The sequence below is a fragment of the Exiguobacterium sp. RIT341 genome, assembly GCF_000632205.1.
GTDB lineage: Bacteria > Bacillota > Bacilli > Exiguobacteriales > Exiguobacteriaceae > Exiguobacterium_A.
In genome coordinates this window covers 248,889-267,005 of sequence record NZ_JFYW01000008.1, presented here as the reverse complement: position 1 = coordinate 267,005, position 18,117 = coordinate 248,889, and the positions used below count along the sequence as shown (strand labels likewise).

At 35.9% G+C, this 18,117-nt stretch carries 18 protein-coding genes; 17 read left to right on the top strand and 1 reads right to left on the bottom strand.

All coding sequences use genetic code 11. The features are described 5' to 3' along the window. Nucleotides 1–15: 15 nt before the first annotated feature. The 4 genes from BW42_RS10265 (at nucleotide 16) to BW42_RS10250 (ending at nucleotide 3,229) form a co-directional block, all read left to right on the top strand. Nucleotides 16–708 carry a hypothetical protein gene (locus BW42_RS10265; RefSeq protein ID WP_052019111.1) on the top strand — a complete coding sequence of 231 codons (693 nt, stop codon included), beginning with the start codon at nucleotides 16–18 and terminating at the stop codon, nucleotides 706–708. 15 nt (nucleotides 709–723) lie between these two features. Beyond that, nucleotides 724–1,413: a hypothetical protein gene (locus tag BW42_RS10260; protein ID WP_035410553.1), complete on the top strand. Its 690-nt coding sequence runs from the start codon at nucleotides 724–726 to the stop codon at nucleotides 1,411–1,413. A gap of 14 nt (nucleotides 1,414–1,427) precedes the next feature. Beyond that, entirely contained in the window at nucleotides 1,428–2,141 is a 714-nt protein-coding gene (locus BW42_RS10255; protein WP_035410550.1) for a hypothetical protein, read from the top strand. 161 nt (nucleotides 2,142–2,302) lie between these two features. Then, nucleotides 2,303–3,229: an LCP family protein gene (locus BW42_RS10250; RefSeq protein WP_035410547.1), complete on the top strand. Its 927-nt coding sequence runs from the start codon at nucleotides 2,303–2,305 to the stop codon at nucleotides 3,227–3,229. A 37-nt stretch (nucleotides 3,230–3,266) separates the two neighbouring features. Here BW42_RS10250 and BW42_RS10245 read toward each other — a convergent pair whose 3' ends face one another. Continuing rightward, nucleotides 3,267–4,427: a hypothetical protein gene (locus BW42_RS10245; RefSeq protein ID WP_035410544.1), complete on the bottom strand. Its 1,161-nt coding sequence runs from the start codon at nucleotides 4,425–4,427 to the stop codon at nucleotides 3,267–3,269. A 199-nt stretch (nucleotides 4,428–4,626) separates the two neighbouring features. Between BW42_RS10245 and BW42_RS10240 the strand changes: the two genes are divergently transcribed. The 13 genes from BW42_RS10240 (at nucleotide 4,627) to BW42_RS10180 (ending at nucleotide 18,115) form a co-directional block, all read left to right on the top strand. Then, nucleotides 4,627–5,358 (top strand): YveK family protein, encoded by a 732-nt coding sequence (locus tag BW42_RS10240; RefSeq protein ID WP_035410542.1) that lies wholly within the window; start codon nucleotides 4,627–4,629, stop codon nucleotides 5,356–5,358. Then, nucleotides 5,351–6,046 carry a CpsD/CapB family tyrosine-protein kinase gene (locus BW42_RS10235; protein ID WP_035410538.1) on the top strand — a complete coding sequence of 232 codons (696 nt, stop codon included), beginning with the start codon at nucleotides 5,351–5,353 and terminating at the stop codon, nucleotides 6,044–6,046. The genes BW42_RS10240 and BW42_RS10235 overlap by 8 nt, the downstream gene beginning before the upstream one ends. 11 nt (nucleotides 6,047–6,057) lie before the next feature. Next, on the top strand, nucleotides 6,058–6,822 hold the full coding sequence (locus tag BW42_RS10230) for a tyrosine-protein phosphatase (RefSeq protein ID WP_035410535.1): 765 nt from the start codon (nucleotides 6,058–6,060) through the stop codon (nucleotides 6,820–6,822). A gap of 191 nt (nucleotides 6,823–7,013) precedes the next feature. Continuing rightward, nucleotides 7,014–7,901, top strand: a complete 888-nt coding sequence (gene galU, locus BW42_RS10225) for a UTP--glucose-1-phosphate uridylyltransferase GalU (protein WP_035410532.1) — start codon at nucleotides 7,014–7,016, stop codon at nucleotides 7,899–7,901. A 40-nt stretch (nucleotides 7,902–7,941) separates the two neighbouring features. Further along, entirely contained in the window at nucleotides 7,942–9,792 is a 1,851-nt protein-coding gene (locus BW42_RS10220) for a nucleoside-diphosphate sugar epimerase/dehydratase (protein WP_035410529.1), read from the top strand. 19 nt (nucleotides 9,793–9,811) lie between these two features. Beyond that, a complete protein-coding gene (locus BW42_RS10215; RefSeq protein WP_035410526.1) occupies nucleotides 9,812–10,438 on the top strand; it encodes a sugar transferase in 627 nt (208 codons plus the stop codon). Between the two features lie 3 nt (nucleotides 10,439–10,441). Next, the gene (locus BW42_RS10210; protein WP_035410522.1) at nucleotides 10,442–11,281 is read left to right on the top strand and encodes an NAD-dependent epimerase/dehydratase family protein; all 840 of its coding nucleotides are present in this window, start codon (nucleotides 10,442–10,444) and stop codon (nucleotides 11,279–11,281) included. A 2-nt stretch (nucleotides 11,282–11,283) separates the two neighbouring features. Then, entirely contained in the window at nucleotides 11,284–12,048 is a 765-nt protein-coding gene (locus BW42_RS10205; protein ID WP_035410518.1) for a glycosyltransferase family A protein, read from the top strand. Beyond that, nucleotides 12,045–13,361 carry a nucleotide sugar dehydrogenase gene (locus BW42_RS10200; protein ID WP_035410513.1) on the top strand — a complete coding sequence of 439 codons (1,317 nt, stop codon included), beginning with the start codon at nucleotides 12,045–12,047 and terminating at the stop codon, nucleotides 13,359–13,361. The genes BW42_RS10205 and BW42_RS10200 overlap by 4 nt, the downstream gene beginning before the upstream one ends. A 25-nt stretch (nucleotides 13,362–13,386) precedes the next feature. Then, the gene (locus tag BW42_RS10195) at nucleotides 13,387–14,496 is read left to right on the top strand and encodes a glycosyltransferase (protein WP_035410511.1); all 1,110 of its coding nucleotides are present in this window, start codon (nucleotides 13,387–13,389) and stop codon (nucleotides 14,494–14,496) included. Beyond that, nucleotides 14,493–15,635 (top strand): glycosyltransferase, encoded by a 1,143-nt coding sequence (locus tag BW42_RS10190; RefSeq protein WP_035410508.1) that lies wholly within the window; start codon nucleotides 14,493–14,495, stop codon nucleotides 15,633–15,635. Before BW42_RS10195 ends, BW42_RS10190 begins: the two co-directional genes overlap by 4 nt. Nucleotides 15,636–15,639: 4 nt before the next feature. Continuing rightward, entirely contained in the window at nucleotides 15,640–16,953 is a 1,314-nt protein-coding gene (locus BW42_RS10185) for a lipopolysaccharide biosynthesis protein (RefSeq protein WP_035410505.1), read from the top strand. After that, nucleotides 16,946–18,115 (top strand): glycosyltransferase, encoded by a 1,170-nt coding sequence (locus BW42_RS10180; protein WP_035410502.1) that lies wholly within the window; start codon nucleotides 16,946–16,948, stop codon nucleotides 18,113–18,115. Before BW42_RS10185 ends, BW42_RS10180 begins: the two co-directional genes overlap by 8 nt. Nucleotides 18,116–18,117 lie beyond the last annotated feature (2 nt).

Here is an 18,117-nt window from a genome sequence, read left to right as displayed (position 1 = left end):
AAGTGAGTGAACGGGATGCAGAAGTGGAACATCAAACGATGGCTTCTCATGGTACTGATCGCAATAGTTTGTCTCAATCCAGTAACGGCGGATGCGGCAACGAAAGCCGAGGCGATTGCGACAAAACAATATCGTGCTTTAAAACCGGGGATGACAGTGGAGCAAGTCGCCAAAGTCCTCTATGGAAAGACATATAAGAAGCAGTTGAAGATGAAAAACGGTTCACAAGTCTTACGATTGAACACAGAGATTGAGATGGAAGAATGGGATAGGAACGTCCTTCTCTATGATCTCGTGAATCGAAAAGTAGAATTCCCGTCAGCAATCGGTGTCCTGATGTTCATGACAGAGACGGGCGGAACGAAGTACCGGCTGACGATGAAACAAATGGAGTTTAAGCGTGACACGGCAGCCGGATTCCGGACGAGTGATCGTAAATTGATCAAAGGTGCGAAAATCAAAAACGGAATGACGGAACAACAAGTCGATCGAGTATTGACTGGGAAAGGACTCGGAGCATTCGGAACACTTGGTCAAGCTGATACGACATCTGTTCTTCGGAAAACAGAAGTCAAAGCAGGGAAAGCGACGATCATTCATACGAAATCATACGTTTTTCCGACAGCAACGAATCAGTGGCAGTATGTCTTTTTCATCTATGACGCCAAAAAGAAAACGTATCGTGTCGAAAGTCACGATCGGTATTAAAAAGGAGCTTGGAATATGAACACGACATTCATGAAAATCACGGTAGTGACAATCATCGCGGGATCAACACTCTTTAGTGGAACAGCATCTGCTGCGTCGAAAGTCGAGACAGCGGCAACGAATCAATACACAGCACTCAAAGCGGGTATGACGATGGAGCAAGTCTCAAAAGTCTTATACGGTAAAGATTACAAAAAGCAATTAACGACTAAAAATGGTTCACAAGTATTGAAGACAAAAGAAGAGTTAAAAGACGTTGAAGATAAACATAAGGAAATTTATTACGAAATCTACGATCGGGAGGCAAAAATTCCTCCGACGTTAATGTCACTCGGTTTCATGACGAAAAAGAATGATTCCGTATATCGTCTTATTTCAAAACAAGTCGAAATGGGACGGAATACATATTCCGAGTATCGTGAGAGTACACGGAAGTTAAACGCGGGAGCTAAAATCAAGACGGGAATGACGGAGAAACAACTCGATGGTCTGCTCTCGGGTTCTGGTCTTGGTGATTGGGCTGGATTGCTTGAAGAAGATGCACGAAGCGCCTTCAGTGCAAAAGAAATCAAAGCCTATGAGATTGAAGCGTTTAAAGGAAAATTCTATGTCTTCCAAAAATCGACTAAATCACGCGTTTACGTTGAGATGAGCTATGACACGAAAAAGAAAACCTACATTATTGAAAATCACGAAACATTCTAAAAGGGGATAGGAAGATGAAAACGACATTTACGAAACTGGCTGTAGCAGCAGTCATCGCAGGATCGACACTTTTTAGTGGGACAGCATCTGCTGCAACAAAAGTCGAGACGACAGCAACGAATCAATATATGGAACTTAAAGCGGGTATGACGATGGAGCAAGCAGCAAAGGTCTTGTATGGAAAAAGTTATAAAACACAACTCATCAAAAAAAATGGTTCCACGATGCTGAAGAAAAAAGCAACAACGAGTTCAAATGGAGAAGGACAGAAAATCGCTAACTATCAGTTTTTTGATACAAAAGCAAAAGTGCCACCAGTGACGACGGATTTGACGTTTGTGACAAAAAAGAAGGATCCCGTTTATCGCTTGACGATGAAGATCATCAATATCACGGCAGATACAAAGCTTGAGGCGCGTGAAAGTAAGATGCAACTCGTAAAAGGCGCGAAACTAAAAGAAGGCATGACGGAAAAACAGTTAGATGCTGTTCTGACAGGAAAGGGTCTCGGAGACTGGATGACTTTGATGACATTCGATTTCACAAGTATTGCTACGAAGAAAGAAATTAAAGACGGCATAGCGGGTCCGGAATCGATAAAAGCCTACGTCTTCCAAACAACGGATCCTAAAAAACGAATGGTTGTGAATCTCGACTATAACAGCAAGAAAAAAGTTTTTGAAGTATTCGATTTTGAAAAGGTTTCGGCTAATTCACCACTCTATTAAGTCTTTTCAGAGGTAAAGAGTCTACTTTGTAGTAGGCTCTTTTTTTCATCTTTTCCCGTTTTTGACAAATCGATCTCAAATTTCGTTATACTCAGACTGTAAGTCTTGTCATACACAACCGATATTAACGAGAAGCAAAACACAGAAGGGAATGGACGCAGTTGGAACGAGTAAAGAAAAAACGTAAGGTGAAAAAACGCTGGACGCCACTGAAAATCATGCTATTAATTGCACTTGTCCTCATCGTTGGTGTCGGCGGATTCATCGGCTATACATATTATCAAGTCGACCAAACGGTCAAAAAAATTCAGTCACCAGTTAAGAATACGGGAGACAAGGTCGTTGAAGATCAAAAGCCAGTCTCGGTACTATTACTCGGTGTCGACCAACGGCCAGGAGAGCGCGGACGCAGTGACTCGATCATGGTCATGACACTGAACCCGACACGAAACGAAAGTCGATTGATCAGTATTCCCCGGGACACGAAGGTTGATATCGTCGGAAAAGGAACAAATGATAAGATCAACCATGCGTATTCATTTGGTGGACCGGAAATGGCGATCAAGACTGTCGAAAAGTTTCTTAATATCCCAATCAACTACTATGCGGAAATCAATATGGAAGGCTTCACGTCCCTGGTTGATGCAGTCGGTGGTGTGACGGTCAATAATGATATCGACTTTACTGTCAGTGGAACACATTTCCCGGTTGGTAAAGTCAACTTAGATGGAAAATCAGCGTTAAAATTCACACGCATGCGTTATGAAGATCCACGTGGTGACTTTGGTCGCCAGATGCGTCAACGAGAAGTCATCGCCCAGGTTGCGAATAAATTGTCATCCGATGTGTCAGTCAGTAACTTCAATGCGATCATGGACGTCGTCGGGAAGAACGCGCAGACGAACGTTTCATTCAAACCGATGCGTACTTTAGCATTTGATTACATGGATGCCTTCCGTAACCAAAAGAACTTGAAACTCGAAGGAACGGGTGGAAAAGAAGGCGACGGAATCTATTACTGGCACCCGACAGAAGATTCATTAAAAGAAACACAAACGGCATTACGCTATTCACTCGATATGGAATGAACAAAAGCACCGAATCCGTGAGATTCGGTGCTTTTGTTTAGAACGATTGTTCCGCTAGACGGATCCGGCTGATTGTCCCATCTTTCGCAAAACGTTGGAGACGATACGAGTTACTTGTGACGAGCCCTGTCGATTCTGTTTCGAGTTGAAGGGGAGCAAGTGAGGCTAATTGCTCATTCGTAATGGTTGTATTCGTCCAGTCGATGGCGGTTACTTTGTTGTCTTTTAGGATAAAGAAATGATTACCGTAAAACCAGTACTGGTGAAGGTTATCAGGGTATCTTCCGTTGACCGGGTAAGTTCGATCGGGTGGTCCATAAAGACTATTTAGTTCTTCGCCACTTTTGCCGATAAGGTCAATGAGCGTACCTGTTACAAAACTTGTATCGAGATTATCGTTCGCCCACGTCAAGAGTGTCTCGTCAGCAAGCGGTTCACCTTCGAGTCGTTTTGTCGTGTCGGACGTTTTGATGAATCCTGTTAAATTATCCGACAATTCGATTTCAGTCACACCGTCTCTGTTCTTGACGATGCGATATCCGTCACCAAAGTCAGCTTCATAGAGTAATGTCGTCATCGCTTCTTCCCCATAGATATTACTGGATCGCGTTTTGACATATAGGACATCTTCGATAGCCGTAGTCGCTTTTGGTTTCTTTTCTTTCGTTTTTTCAACCGTGACTGGTTTTTCGACAGTGGCTTTTGGTGTTGTATCTGCAGAATCTGCGAAGTATGTCGAGTAGACATAGGTTCCGCTAGCGCCAAGTAAGAAACAAAGAATCAACAGAGCGATCCAGCCCCAAGGTAATGGTCGTTTCGCTCTGGCATGCTTGATGCTTTTTTCTTTTTTACGTCTTTTCGGTTCCGGTTCACGATGACTTCGTGAAAGAGTTGGAAGTGGTTCTTTTTCCTCGTCCGGAAGTGGACCATCTTCATCGAGAATGGGACGAGCGACCAACGTACCGTAAAAGTCAGCTAATGTCGCATGGTGTTTTCCAGCGAGGAATGCATTCCATTCGTCGACCGTCACGGTGTCTTCATCATATGGAATCAGTGGCGGTTGCCCGGTGATTCGGATCATTGTATCCGTCAATGATTCAGTCGAAGCCAGACTCGAACGAATTCGTTCATGAAGTCGTGCGATGTCTTCTTTCGAGTGAGAAGTGTAGAACTGAAGCGCTTGAAGCGAGCGATGCATAAAGAAATTCCTCCTATGTCGAGATACGGAAATGAATGTAAAAAGTAACAATTCATCTTTTATTATACGCAATGTTTTTCAATAAACGTATGACATTTCCTAAAAAAACATCAACCATTTCCCAAAATTTTGTTATACTGAGTCCTAGTTGATGTAGGAAAGTCACTGAATTAGACAAATAAAGGAGAATAATTAGACCATGAATGAAACGATTAGCTTGCAGGAATTATTTTCGATTTTACGTAAATCGTTCTGGCGCATCTTGGCGTTGACGATCGTCGCCGCTCTCATCTCATTTGCCGTCAGTAGCTTTTTAATCAAACCGACGTATCAAGCGGGGACACAAATTCTAGTCACACCGCAGAAACAAGAAAATCAAGTTATCGATGCATCACAAGTCCAGTCATCCGTCACATTGGTTAATACATATCGGGTCATCATCAAGAGCCCGGCGATTTTAGAGCAGGTTCAAAAAGAGGTAGCAAATGCACCAACAAGTATTAAATCACTAAATGATATGGTCACTGTCGAAAGTGAACAAAATTCACAGGTCATCAACGTTTCGGTCCAAAGTACGGATGCGGCACTTGCATCTAATTTGGCAAATTCGATCGCAGAAATCTTTAGTACGGATGTCCAAAAATTGATGAGTGTCGATAACGTCAAAGTCTTATCAACATCTAGTATTCCGACGTCACCAATCAGTCCGAACATCTTATTGAATACGGCAATCGCAGCAGTCGTCGGGTTCTTACTTGGTGTCGGTCTTGCGTTCTTACGTGAAGTACTCGATCGTCGCATCCGGACAGAAGACCAAGTCCAACAGATTCTTGATCTCCCAGTTCTCGGTAGTATCCCAGACATCGATAGCAAAGTATTTAAGTCATCGTCAAAAGCAGCAAAACGAGAGGTGGTCCAACAACATGGCTAAGAAGAGCAAAATGAATAAAGACGCACGAAAGCTAATTACAGTCACACAGCCCAAGTCACCTGTCGCTGAGCAATATCGGACGATCCGGACGAATATCGAGTTCATGGCCGTCGATCGTGAGATTCAAGCGATTCTCGTTACCTCTGCAACACAAGGGGAGGGCAAATCAACGACGTCTTCGAACTTAGCCGTCACTTATGCGCAACAAGGTAAAAAGGTTTTAATCGTCGATACCGATATGCGTCGTCCGACGGTCCACTATACGTTCCGTGTTGCGAATGGTCTTGGACTTTCAAGTCTTTTGACACGTCAGGCAGAAAAAGAAAAAGCGATCTTACCAACGAAAGTCGATAACCTATCGATTTTGACAGCGGGTCCGATTCCACCGAACCCAGCGGAGCTCTTGTCGTCACGTGCGATGGAACATCTTGTTGCACAACTCCGTGAAGAGTTCGACGTCATCATTTTTGACGCACCACCACTCTTACAAGTCGCCGATAGTCGGATTACTTCGAAACTAACAGACGGTGTCGTTCTTGTCGTCGGTTGTACGACATCTGATCGTCAACGGGTATTGAAAGCAAAAGAACAACTTGAACTGGCGGAGGCAAAAATCCTCGGTGTCGTCTTGAACCGTCGTGAACTGACGGATGATTCAGCATATCAATACTACTATTCCTATGAGTGAGGGACATCTATATGGTTGATATCCATTGTCATATCTTGCCGCTCGTCGATGACGGTCCGGCTAGTGTCGAACATGCTTTGCAGTTAGCTGAACAAGCCGTCGCAGAGGGAGTGTCGCGGATCATCGCGACACCACACATCTATCATCCACAATTCGAAACAGAAGATGTCGATGTCCAGTTGACGGTCGATGAGTTCAATGTTTTGTTGAAACAACGTGATATTCCGTTAACCGTCTATCCAGGTCATGAGATCCGGTTGATCGGTGAGTTGATGGAAGCATTAGAAGCAGGACAAGCGCTGACGTTGAACGATTCACGCTATATTTTGATCGAGTTTCCGTCAAGCGGAATTCCATCGTATGCGCGCCAAGTCTTTGCAGAATTGATTTCTGATGGTTATATCCCGGTCGTTGCCCATCCGGAAAAGAATAAAGCAATCATTCAAAATCCATCGTTACTGTTTGAATTGATTTCAAACGGTGCGATCAGTCAGGTGACATGTGCCAGTTTGATTGGGAAGTACGGAAAGGATGTCCAGCGGTTTGCGATCGCCTTGCTTGAGAATGGGCTAGCCCATCTTGTGGCAAGTGATGCGCATCACCTAGAGAAACGTCCATTCTACTGGAAGCAATGCGAACGGATGCTTGAGAAAACATTCGAAGATTGGTTGATCGATGAGATTTATGAAAACAATGAAGCAGTTCTCTTGAACCAACTCGTGACAATCAATCCCCCGAGTCCTGTCAAGAAGAATTGGAAAGGGCAATGGGTATAACATTTTTTGTCAAGGTAAGGGAAAGAGAGTGAATTGTCACTCTCTTTTTTCTATGTTAACGCTTACATTATGAAGTTATGGAAAACTTTATGGAAAATGGCACATGTCCTATGGTATTGTATTTTACATAAAGAATGGAATGAAGAATATAATTTTCCAACTTAAAACTACCTCAAGGAGTGTGTTACATAATGAGAGTAAAAAAAGCAGTCATTCCAGCAGCAGGACTTGGTACACGTTTTTTACCAGCGACAAAGGCCATGCCGAAGGAAATGTTACCAATCGTTGATAAACCCACGATTCAATACATCATTGAAGAAGCAATTGAATCAGGAATTGAAGATATCTTGATTATCACTGGTAAAGGAAAACGCGCGATTGAAGATCATTTTGATTCCGTACCTGAGCTCGAAGCGAACTTAATTTCAAAAAATAAATCGGAATTGTTATATCTCGTTGAAGCAACGACGAATATCAACATCCATTTCATTCGTCAATCAAAACCAAAGGGTTTAGGAGATGCGATTCTTCAAGCAAAAGCATTCATCGGGAACGAACCATTCGTTGTCATGCTTGGTGATGATATTGTTCAAGCAGATGTACCGTGTACACGACAATTAATCGAGCAGTATGAAATCACGAATAGTTCAATCATTGGTGTGCAACCAGTTCCGGAAAAAGACACACATCGTTACGGGATCGTTGATCCGAGTACGAGCATCTCAGAGCAATTACATAAGGTGAAATCATTCGTTGAAAAGCCAGCACCTGGAACTGCCCCATCGAACTTAGCGATTTTAGGGCGTTATCTACTCACACCAGAAATTTTTAAGTATCTCGAAACACAAGAAGTCGGATCAGGTGGCGAAATTCAATTGACGGACGCGATTACACGACTCAACGAGATGCAACGTGTCTTTGCCTACGAATTTGATGGTAAACGCTACGATGTCGGTGAAAAACTAGGGTTCATTCGGACAACGCTTGAGTTTGCGTTGAATCGTGAAGATTTAGGTCAAGACGTGGCAGAAATCATGCAAGAGCTACTTGATGCGCATAAAGAACGATCGCTTGTTTAAAAAATAGCACTTTAAATATTAGTTGAAAGGAGTTGTCGTCTTGAAGAAGTACTATTACTATCGGACCTTTTTATTAGCATGTATGGATGCGTTCGCATTGATTGTCGCAATGAGCTTTACATATTTTTTCTTGTATCCGAAGGAATTATTTTTATTGATTGACAGTCGTGCACTGATCCAGTCCGCTGCAGTATTTGCTCTACTCTTCATCACGGTAGCTTTCTTAATGAAGCTATATCGTGTCAATTGGAAATATGCGAGTGTGCAGGAGGCCATGACGTTGTCATTGTCTCTTGCATTGAGCTCAATCGGCTTAATAGTGTATCAAGTTCTATTCTTCGGACAAGTTTTAGAACGCATCACGCTATTAAGTTTTTGTATTTCCTTACTGTTACTCGGAGCAATTCGAGTTGGATTACGTCTGCTTGGAATTGGACAGCACTGGCGGAAGTATGCTCTACCACGACGTATGATTAAGTCGCGTAAGCGTACGTTAGTTATTGGGGCAGGTCGTGCCGGGCGAGCATTGGTTCGTCAACTCTATGCATCACCATTTCATGAATTGAAACCAGTTGCATTCGTTGATGATGATCCGAAACATATGCACTTTGTGATTCAAGGACTCGAAGTCGCAGGGACGACGGAAGATTTAAAAGCAGTCATTGAACGTTACAAGATTGAAGCAATCGTTTTAGCGATTCCATCGTTATCGCAACAACGGCGGATTGAATTAATTACAGAAGCGAAGACACTTTGTAAAAATGTCCAGACATTACCGATGATCGAAGAACTTGTGACAGGAAAAGTGTCAGTCAATGCGATTCGTGATGTCTCGATTGAAGACTTACTTGGACGAGAAGCAGTCGAACTGAATATTTCAGGAATTCGGAGTGAGATTGAAGGACGGACGGTTCTTGTCACAGGAGCCGGTGGATCGATTGGATCTGAAATTTGTCGTCAAATCATTCAGTTTAATCCGACGACATTGTTACTACTCGGTCATGGTGAGAATAGTATTTATTTAATTGAACGAGAACTACGTGGTTTACAGACAGCAATCAATTTGATTCCTGTCATAGCAGATGTACAAGATCGGATGCGACTTGAAGAAGTGTTTGCACAACATCGTCCGGATGTCGTTTTCCACGCAGCAGCTCATAAACACGTTCCTTTAATGGAAGCAAATCCATACGAGTCTGTGAAAAATAATGTTTATGGTACAAAAAATGTTGCAGAGGTAGCTGATCGTCATCAGGTCGAACGGTTTGTCATGATCTCAACGGATAAAGCGGTCAATCCGACGAACGTCATGGGTTCAACGAAACGCATTGCCGAGATGATCATCCAGGATCTAGGGAAACGGAGTCAGACGAAGTTTGCTGTCGTTCGCTTTGGTAACGTTCTTGGTAGCCGGGGATCAGTCATCCCACTTTTTAAATCACAGATTGAAGCGGGTGGACCAGTCACGGTCACTCATCCAGAGATGACTCGATTCTTCATGACGATTCCAGAAGCAAGTCGTTTGGTCATCCAAGCGGGAATACTAGCTGACGGGGGAGAAGTTTTCGTTCTGGATATGGGCGAACCTGTTAAAATCGTCGATCTTGCGAAAAATATGATTGAGTTGAGCGGTTTCACAGAAGATGAGATGCCAATCGTATTTTCAGGCATTCGACCAGGAGAAAAGATGTACGAAGAGTTATTAAAAGACGGAGAAGTCGATCCAGAAGCGATATATCCTAAGATTTTCGTAGGGCGAACGAAACAAGCAGAACCAGTTGAAGAAATTTTACGGATGGTTGAAAATCATCAACTTAATCCGGTGCAATTACGAAATATCTTACTCGATATCGCAAACGATGTCGCGATGAAAAAACAAAAACTAGTATAAACATAAGGAGCTAAAGCAAATGAGTTATATGGCGTTTAAACGTTCGCTAGGATTTTTCTTAGCACTGGTAGCGTGTATCGTATTAATCCCGGTCTTCCTCTTCATCATGGGGGCAATCAAATTTGAATCTCATGGACCTGTCTTCTTTAAACAAAAACGAGTAGGTCTTAAAAAGAGTCATTTCAATATTTTGAAGTTCCGGACGATGTATATCGAGACGCCTCAGGATACGCCGACTCATTTGCTTGCTGATCCGGATGTCTATATTACGCGCGTCGGGAAGTTCTTACGTAAGACGAGTCTCGATGAGTTACCGCAACTGTTTAATATCTTGAAGGGTGAGATGAGCTTTGTCGGACCACGCCCTGCACTTTGGAATCAATATGACTTGATTGACGAACGCGATAAATATGGTGCGAATGATACATTACCAGGTTTGACAGGATGGGCACAAATCAACGGACGAGATGAACTGCCAATCGAAATCAAAGCAAAGTTAGATGGAGATTATGTAAAGCGTATGGGAATCATCATGGATACACGCTGTTTCATTACAACAATCTTCAGTGTATTGAAAAGTGATGGTGTAGTAGAAGGTGGAACTGGAGCAATAGCTACAAAAGAAGCTGCAAGTACGAAGGAGTAAAACATGAAAAAAGTGTTGATAACTGGAGAAAACGGTTATGTTTCAAAAAACCTTGTATCAAAATTTAAAGCAGAAAATATTAAATGTGAATCTAAATCTGTTCGTGAAACAGAGTATGAGAAAATTGATTTTACAAGCTATTCGACCGTTATACATACTGCTGCTGTAGTGCATCGTAAAGGCTCTGAGAAAGAGTATATAAATGTGAACAGAGACTTAACTATAAAAATCGCTAAAGATTGTAAAAAAAATGGGGTTAGTCATTTTATTTTTCTTAGTACTATGAATGTATTTGGTAAAACTAAAGGACCTATTGATAGAAATACCCCATTAAATCCTAAAACACTATATGGAAAATCTAAATTAGCAGCAGAAATAAAATTAAAGGAATTAGAAGATAAGAATTTTAAAATTGCAATAATTAGGCCACCTATGGTTTACGGAAAGAATTCGCCCGGAAATTACAGAACCTTATCTAAATTATCAAGATATTTGTATGTAGTACCTTTAATTGAAAATAAAAGAAGTATGATCTTTATTGATAATTTATCTCAATTTATATTATATGTGTATGATAATCATAAATCTGGGTTATTCCATCCACAAAATGATGAATACATCTGTACTTCTAATTTAATTATGAACATAAGAAAAGTGAATAAACAAAAGACTTTTAAAATAAAACTCTTTAATAATCTTATAATCAAACAAGTGAACAACAATCCTTTGTTCGAGAAAATATTTGGAGACCTATACTATGTAAAACAAGAATTCGAAGATAACTGTTATAAAAATAAAATAAAGTTTAAAGACTCTATTATCTTAGCTGAGGAAGATAAGTGATTATGAAAAATAATGAAGAATTAGTATCTATAATAATGCCTACATATAACGATATGGAATTTATTGATAAGTCTATTGAGTCAGTTTTAAATCAAACATATCAAAATATTGAATTATTGATAGTTGATGATTGTTCAACAGATGGAACTGAGAAATATATAGAAAAAATAATATCAAAAGATTTTAGAGTTAAATATTTTAAAAATGAGAAAAATTCAGGAGCTGCAGTTTCGAGAAACTTGGGTGTTAAATTTGCTAGAGGTGAATTTATAGCATTTATTGATAGCGATGACGTCTGGTTTAGAGATAAATTAGAAAAACAAATAATATTTATGACTAACAGTAATTATCATTTTACATGTACTTTTTATAACAAAATTGATGTCTTAGGCAATGATTTGGATAACATAATAAAATATCCAAAAGAAGTAGATTATGATTATTTGTTAAAAAATAATTGTGGTAATTCTACAGTTATTTATAATTCGAAAAAACTGGGGAAGGTATTTATTGAAGATATAAAAAAAAGAAATGATTATCTAATGTGGTTGAAAGTAATTAAGAAAAGTACAAAATTATATTGTTTGGAAGAGGTTTTATCTAGCCATAGAATAAGACCAGGTTCGATTTCAAGTAATAAATTTGATTTAATTAAGTACCATTGGAAAGTGTATAGAGATTACGAAAAACTCAATTATGCAAAATCTATATACTTAGTTTATTTTTGGATAAAAAAATCACTATTGAATAAGAGGAGTAAAAAATGAAAAATTTAGTTTCTAGTATTAATAATAAGACAGTTAGTATTTCAGTTGTTGGCTTAGGTTATGTAGGAATGCCTATTGCAGTTGAATTTTCTAAACATGTAAATGTAATTGGATTTGATATAAGCGAAGAAAAAATTGAATTGTACAAATCGGGTGTTGATCCAACAAACGAAGTTGGAGATTTAAAAATCAGAGAGTCGAATGTTAAGTTTACAAATGATCCTTCATCGTTGTTAGAGTCTAAATTCCATATTGTTGCAGTTCCTACTCCAATTAATCAAGATAAAACACCAAACCTTGAACCAGTAATCGGTGCTTCAAAAATAATTGGTGAAAATTTATCCAAGGGTTCAATCGTAGTTTATGAATCAACAGTTTATCCAGGAGTGACTGAAGATATTTGCATTCCAATCTTAGAACAAAATTCTGGGTTGAAATGCGGTGTTGATTTTAAAGTTGGTTATTCACCAGAGCGAATTAATCCAGGAGATAAAATACATACATTAGAGAATATCGTTAAAATCGTCTCAGGAATGGATGAAGAGTCGCTAAACATTATTGAAGAAGTCTATAAAATAGTAATAAAAGCAGGAGTTCATAGAGCCTCGTCAATTAAGGTGGCCGAAGCGGCTAAAGTTGTAGAAAACAGTCAGCGAGATATAAACATAGCGTTTATGAATGAATTAGCTATGGTTTTTAATAAGATGGGGATAAATACAAATGATGTAATTCAAGCGATGAACACAAAGTGGAATGCATTAGGTTTTTATCCTGGTTTAGTTGGCGGACATTGTATAGGTGTAGATCCGTATTATTTTGTATATGAAGCAGAAAAATTAGGTTATCATAGCCAAATAATTTTATCAGGAAGAAAAATAAATGATACTATGGGTAAGTTTGTTGCTGAAAATGCTATAAAAAACCTTATATTAGCTGATAAAAATATAAAAAAATCAAAAATAGGGATTTTCGGTCTTACTTTTAAAGAGGATTGCCCAGATATTAGAAATTCTAAGGTTATTGATATAATTGATACTTTAAATGAGTACGGTGTAGAGCCAATATTAGTTGATTATAATGTTAACAATAGAGAGTTTATTAATGAATATAAAAAAGAAATCTCATCTATTGAAGATGTAAGAGATCTAGATTGTATAATTTTAGCTGTTGGACATGAAAAATATAAGAGCATGTTAGCTAGTGATTGGAAAAAAATCTCTTCATCTAAAGGTGGAAATGTTTTTATTGATGTAAAATCTATTTTAAATGAAAATGAAATAATTAATAATGGATTTATTTATTGGAATCTTTAATAAATAATTTTTAAGGGAGATAGATATGAAAATTGCAATGCTAGCAGCAGCTTCTGATATTCATGCCATAAGGTGGGCTAATAAATTTGCTGAATTGGGGAATAAAGTATACTTGATTTGTCAGCAAGATCATGATGTAAAACAAGACATTCCAAATGAAAATGTAGAAATTCATAAATTAAGATTCAAAGGGAAAATTGGATATTATCTGAATGCGATGGAACTAAAAAAACTGTTTGAAAGTATTAGACCAGATATATTAAACGTTCATTATGCAAGTGGCTATGGTACATTGGCAAGATTAACTAAATTTCATCCTTGTGTGATTTCTGTATATGGTAGTGATGTTTATGATTTTCCAAAAAAATCTAAAATTAATCTATCAATAATAAGAAAAAATTTAAATTATGCTGATGCAATCGCTTCTACAAGTTTCGCTATGGCAAAGCAAACAGTTAGCTTAAAGATAAATCATGAGCTGAGTGATATTAAAATAACACCTTTTGGAGTAGATACAAAAAAATTCTTTAATAAAAAATTAGATAAGAAAGACAAACCTCTTATTTTAGGTAGTATAAAAAAACTAGCTCCTAAATATGGTATTTTTGATGGGATTAGAGCTATAGAATATATTATAAAAAATAATTTAATAGATATAAATAAAAATCCTATAGAATATCATATTTATGGTGAAGGTGAACAAAGAAATGAATTTGAAAGATATATAAAGAATAACAAACTTAGTGATGCAGTTTTTTTAAAAAGTAGAATACCAAATGAAAAAGTACCAGAAGCTCTTAACAATTTTGATATATTCATAGGAACAAGTGTTTTGAACAGTGAAAGTTTTGGCGTAGCTATTGTTGAAGCAATGTCATGTGAAGTGCCTGTTATTGTGTCAGATGTAGACGGTTTTAGTGAGGTTACTTCGAAAGGTAAATATGGTGCAATTTTCTCAAAAGGAGACTATATTGATTTAGCTGAGAAGATTATAAGTTATATTGAAAATCCTACTAAAAGAGAATTAATGGGTATTAACGGAAGAGAAAAGGTTTTACTAGATTACAATTGGGACGATAATGCAAACACTTTATATAGTTTTCTTCAAGGTGTAAAAAAGGATTCAATTTTATGAGAAATAAGAAAATAGTATTCTTTTCGACTAGTGAATTATTTGGGAATAGAAAAACTGGAGGTTTGAAAAGATTTTTAGAGTTATATAAGTATTATAAATGTAAGTCCTCTGTAGATACTTTACTTTACACTGGCGATCCTCAAAAGGTTCTATCTAAAGAAATAAAAGAAAATTTTATTTCTTTAGATAGAAGGACTAATAAACATTATTTAGTACCAAATGAAATCTTAATTTTTATTAGTAACTTCAAAGAAATTTTAAAATTAAAAAACAGTGAATATGATGAATTAATTGTATTTGATGTTCCAACAGCTATTTCATTGAGTCTTTTAAACTTAAAAAATATAAATTTATTTATTAGACAAGATTTAATTGGTTACAAAAAAATTTATCTTTCTGATAAAAAGACAAGTAATTTAAGTAAAAAGATTTATATAAATCTTTTAAAATTCGCTGAGACAATTTGTATAATTAAATCAAAAAAAATATTTGTTCAATGCGAGTATGATTTAAATGAGCTAATTAAAAGGCATAAATACTTGAAAAAAATGATAAAGAATAAAACAATTGTACAGATAAATAATATTAATCCAAGTTGGGTTACAACTTCAGGATATTCAACAAGCTATCGAAAAAATGAATCAATCAAAAAAATTGGTTTTATAGGTGATTTTTCAAATGAGAGAAAAGGTCACAAACTATTTTTAGAGTCTATGTCAAAAATTAAAAACAAAAAAATTGAAGTAACTGTAATTGGGGATGGAATTAAATTAGATCTATATAAAGAAAAATTTGCTGATGAGAGAATTACTTTTACTGGTAGAGTAGAAAACGTTAGTAAATATTTAAATCAATTTGATCTTTTAGTAGTACCATCTATAGCTGATTCCTGCCCTAATACGGTTTTAGAAGCTTTATACAATAACGTGTTAGTTATTGGCTCAAATGCTGGCGGCATTCCAGAAATACTAAATTATAAAGAAGCAATATTTAATCTGGATGAGAAAAGTCTAGTTCACAAAATAAATGAATTAGAAAAAAATGAGAACATAGAAACTTTATCAAAATTACAGATGATAAGGAAAAAAGATCTTTTATTTAATTGGCCTGAGAAAATTAATGATTTTATTGAGGAATAATAAGATGAAAAATAAAAAAGAAGAATTTTGGAAGAAATTAGCAAAAAATATGTTTGTTGCTCTATCCGGCGATTCAATTTCTTCTGTAATTAATGTAATTGTATTAATTAGTTCTATAAAGGTATTAGGGAATACTGACTACGGTTTGTTTGTTCTAGCACAAGCTTATATGCTTGTGCTAGATACTATATTTAACTTTCAAACTTGGCAAGCTATTATTAAGTACGGTACAGATGCTTTGTTTAAAAAAGAAAATTATAAGTTTGCAGCTTACGTTAAAGCAGGCGCTATCGTAGATATCTTTAGTGCTATATTAGGATTTACTATTTCGATTTGTGTCGTTTCTATAGTTATAAAATTATTAAATTGGCCAGATTATATCAAAGGAATAATTATTATAAGTTGTTTAGAAATTTTATTTCGATTTATCAATACACCTACCGGAGTACTAAGGCTAATCAATAAATTTGAATTAGTGGCATATCAAAAAATAATTACATCAATTTTACGACTTGCATCAGTCGGTATTTTCTATCTAACTAATCAAGATTCTTTAATTATATTTACAGCTTTTTATCTTACTTCGAATATAATAGGTAACATTATTTTGATCATATTCTCGATTAAAGAAGTTTCAAAAATTGTACCTTTTAGAGATATTTTAAAATCAAAAATAAATTTAGTTGAAAAAGATTTTTATAAATTTTTAGGATGGACAAATATAAGTTCTACAGTTGATTTACCAGCCAAACAACTTGATATATTCTTAGTATCAACTTTTTCAATAGATTTAGTAGCGGTATACAAGCTATTTAAACAAATAGTGGAAATATTAGGTAAACTAACAAGTCCTTTAACTCAAGTTATAATGCCTCAATTCTCTAAGTTGGTAGCGGAAAATAATAAAACTCAAGGATATGAAGTAGTAAAAAAATTAAAAAATATAATTATAATTACAATGATTCCATTAGGAATAATATTTAATATTGTCGGAGCTATCATGTTAAATAAATACTTTGAAAAAATCTATATTGAAAATATTTTTTTGTTAAGTCTCTTAATGTTAAGTCGAATTTATTCGTTGTCATATGCAGCAATACATCCATTTTTTATTTCATTAGGGGAAGTGAAAAAGAACTTTAAAATTGTATTAATAGCTAATTTATTTTATATCATGTGTGTTATGGTACTTTCAAATTTTTTGGGTCTTTATGGAATAGTTCTATCGTACTTGTTGGAGGTAATAATTATTGTTAACTTAAAAAAACAAGTTATAAATAAAATTTTATTAAAAAAAGAGGTATCATTCAGTGCATAAAAAAAATATCGCGATACTAATTCCTTGCTTATCTAAAGGAGGAGCTGAGAGAGCTGCTGGACTATTATCAACTTATTTAAATGATGATAATAACGTATATATAATACTTCTTGATAGTTCTGAAATTGTTTATGATCACTCAGGGGAAGTTATTTACTTAAATCAAGAAAATAAATTCAAAAATAAATTTCTTCGCAAAATAAATTATTTCAAAAATCAATTAAAAAAGGTCAGAAAACTTGATGAATTGAAAGAAAAACTAAAAATTGATATTACTATAAGCTTTTTAGAAACTCCAAATATTATTAATTTGTTGACTAAAACGAAAGATAAAAAAATAGTCTCGGTTCGAAGTACTAGATCATTACAAAACGAAAAAGTTATTAGTAGAATAGAAAATTATCTTATAAAGAAAATGTACAACAAAGCACACCAAGTAATAGCAATTTCAGATGGAGTAAAAGACGATTTAGTTAAAAAATTTGGAATAAAGTCAAACAAAATACAAACAATATATAATTTTTATGATTTCCAAAAAATTAATGTATTAAAAGAAGAAGAATTAAATGACGAAATGAAATTATTTTTTAAAGATAGTGACGTAATATTAAACGTAGGTAGATTAATTCCTGCTAAAAATCAAAGTCATATAATTGATAGTTTTAAAAAGGTAAGTGAGAATAATGATAAGGTCAAGCTTCTTATATTAGGAGATGGTATTTTAAAACAAAAACTAAAAAATTTGATTAAAGATTTAAATTTAGAAGGAAAAGTAAAGATATTACCATTTGATAATAACCCTTTTAAATATATGAAGAATTCAAAGCTATTTGTTTTAAATTCTGAAAGAGAAGGTTTTGCAAATGTAATTATTGAATCTATGGCTTGCGAAACACCAGTTGTTTCAATTGATTGCTTATCAGGCCCTAGAGAAATTATTGCAGGCGAAAGTGACTATTCTAAAGAGTTGCCGTCGGTATTGATAGCAGAAAGAGGCATTTTGTTTTCTAAATCAAATAAAGATAATATGGTGATAGCTATTGAGGCTATTTTAAATGATCACAATTTAACTGATTCTTTAATAAATAGAAGTAAAAAGTATATTAAAGAATATGATTCAAAAAATATTTATAATAAATGGAAAAAAGTATTTTCTGAATAAAT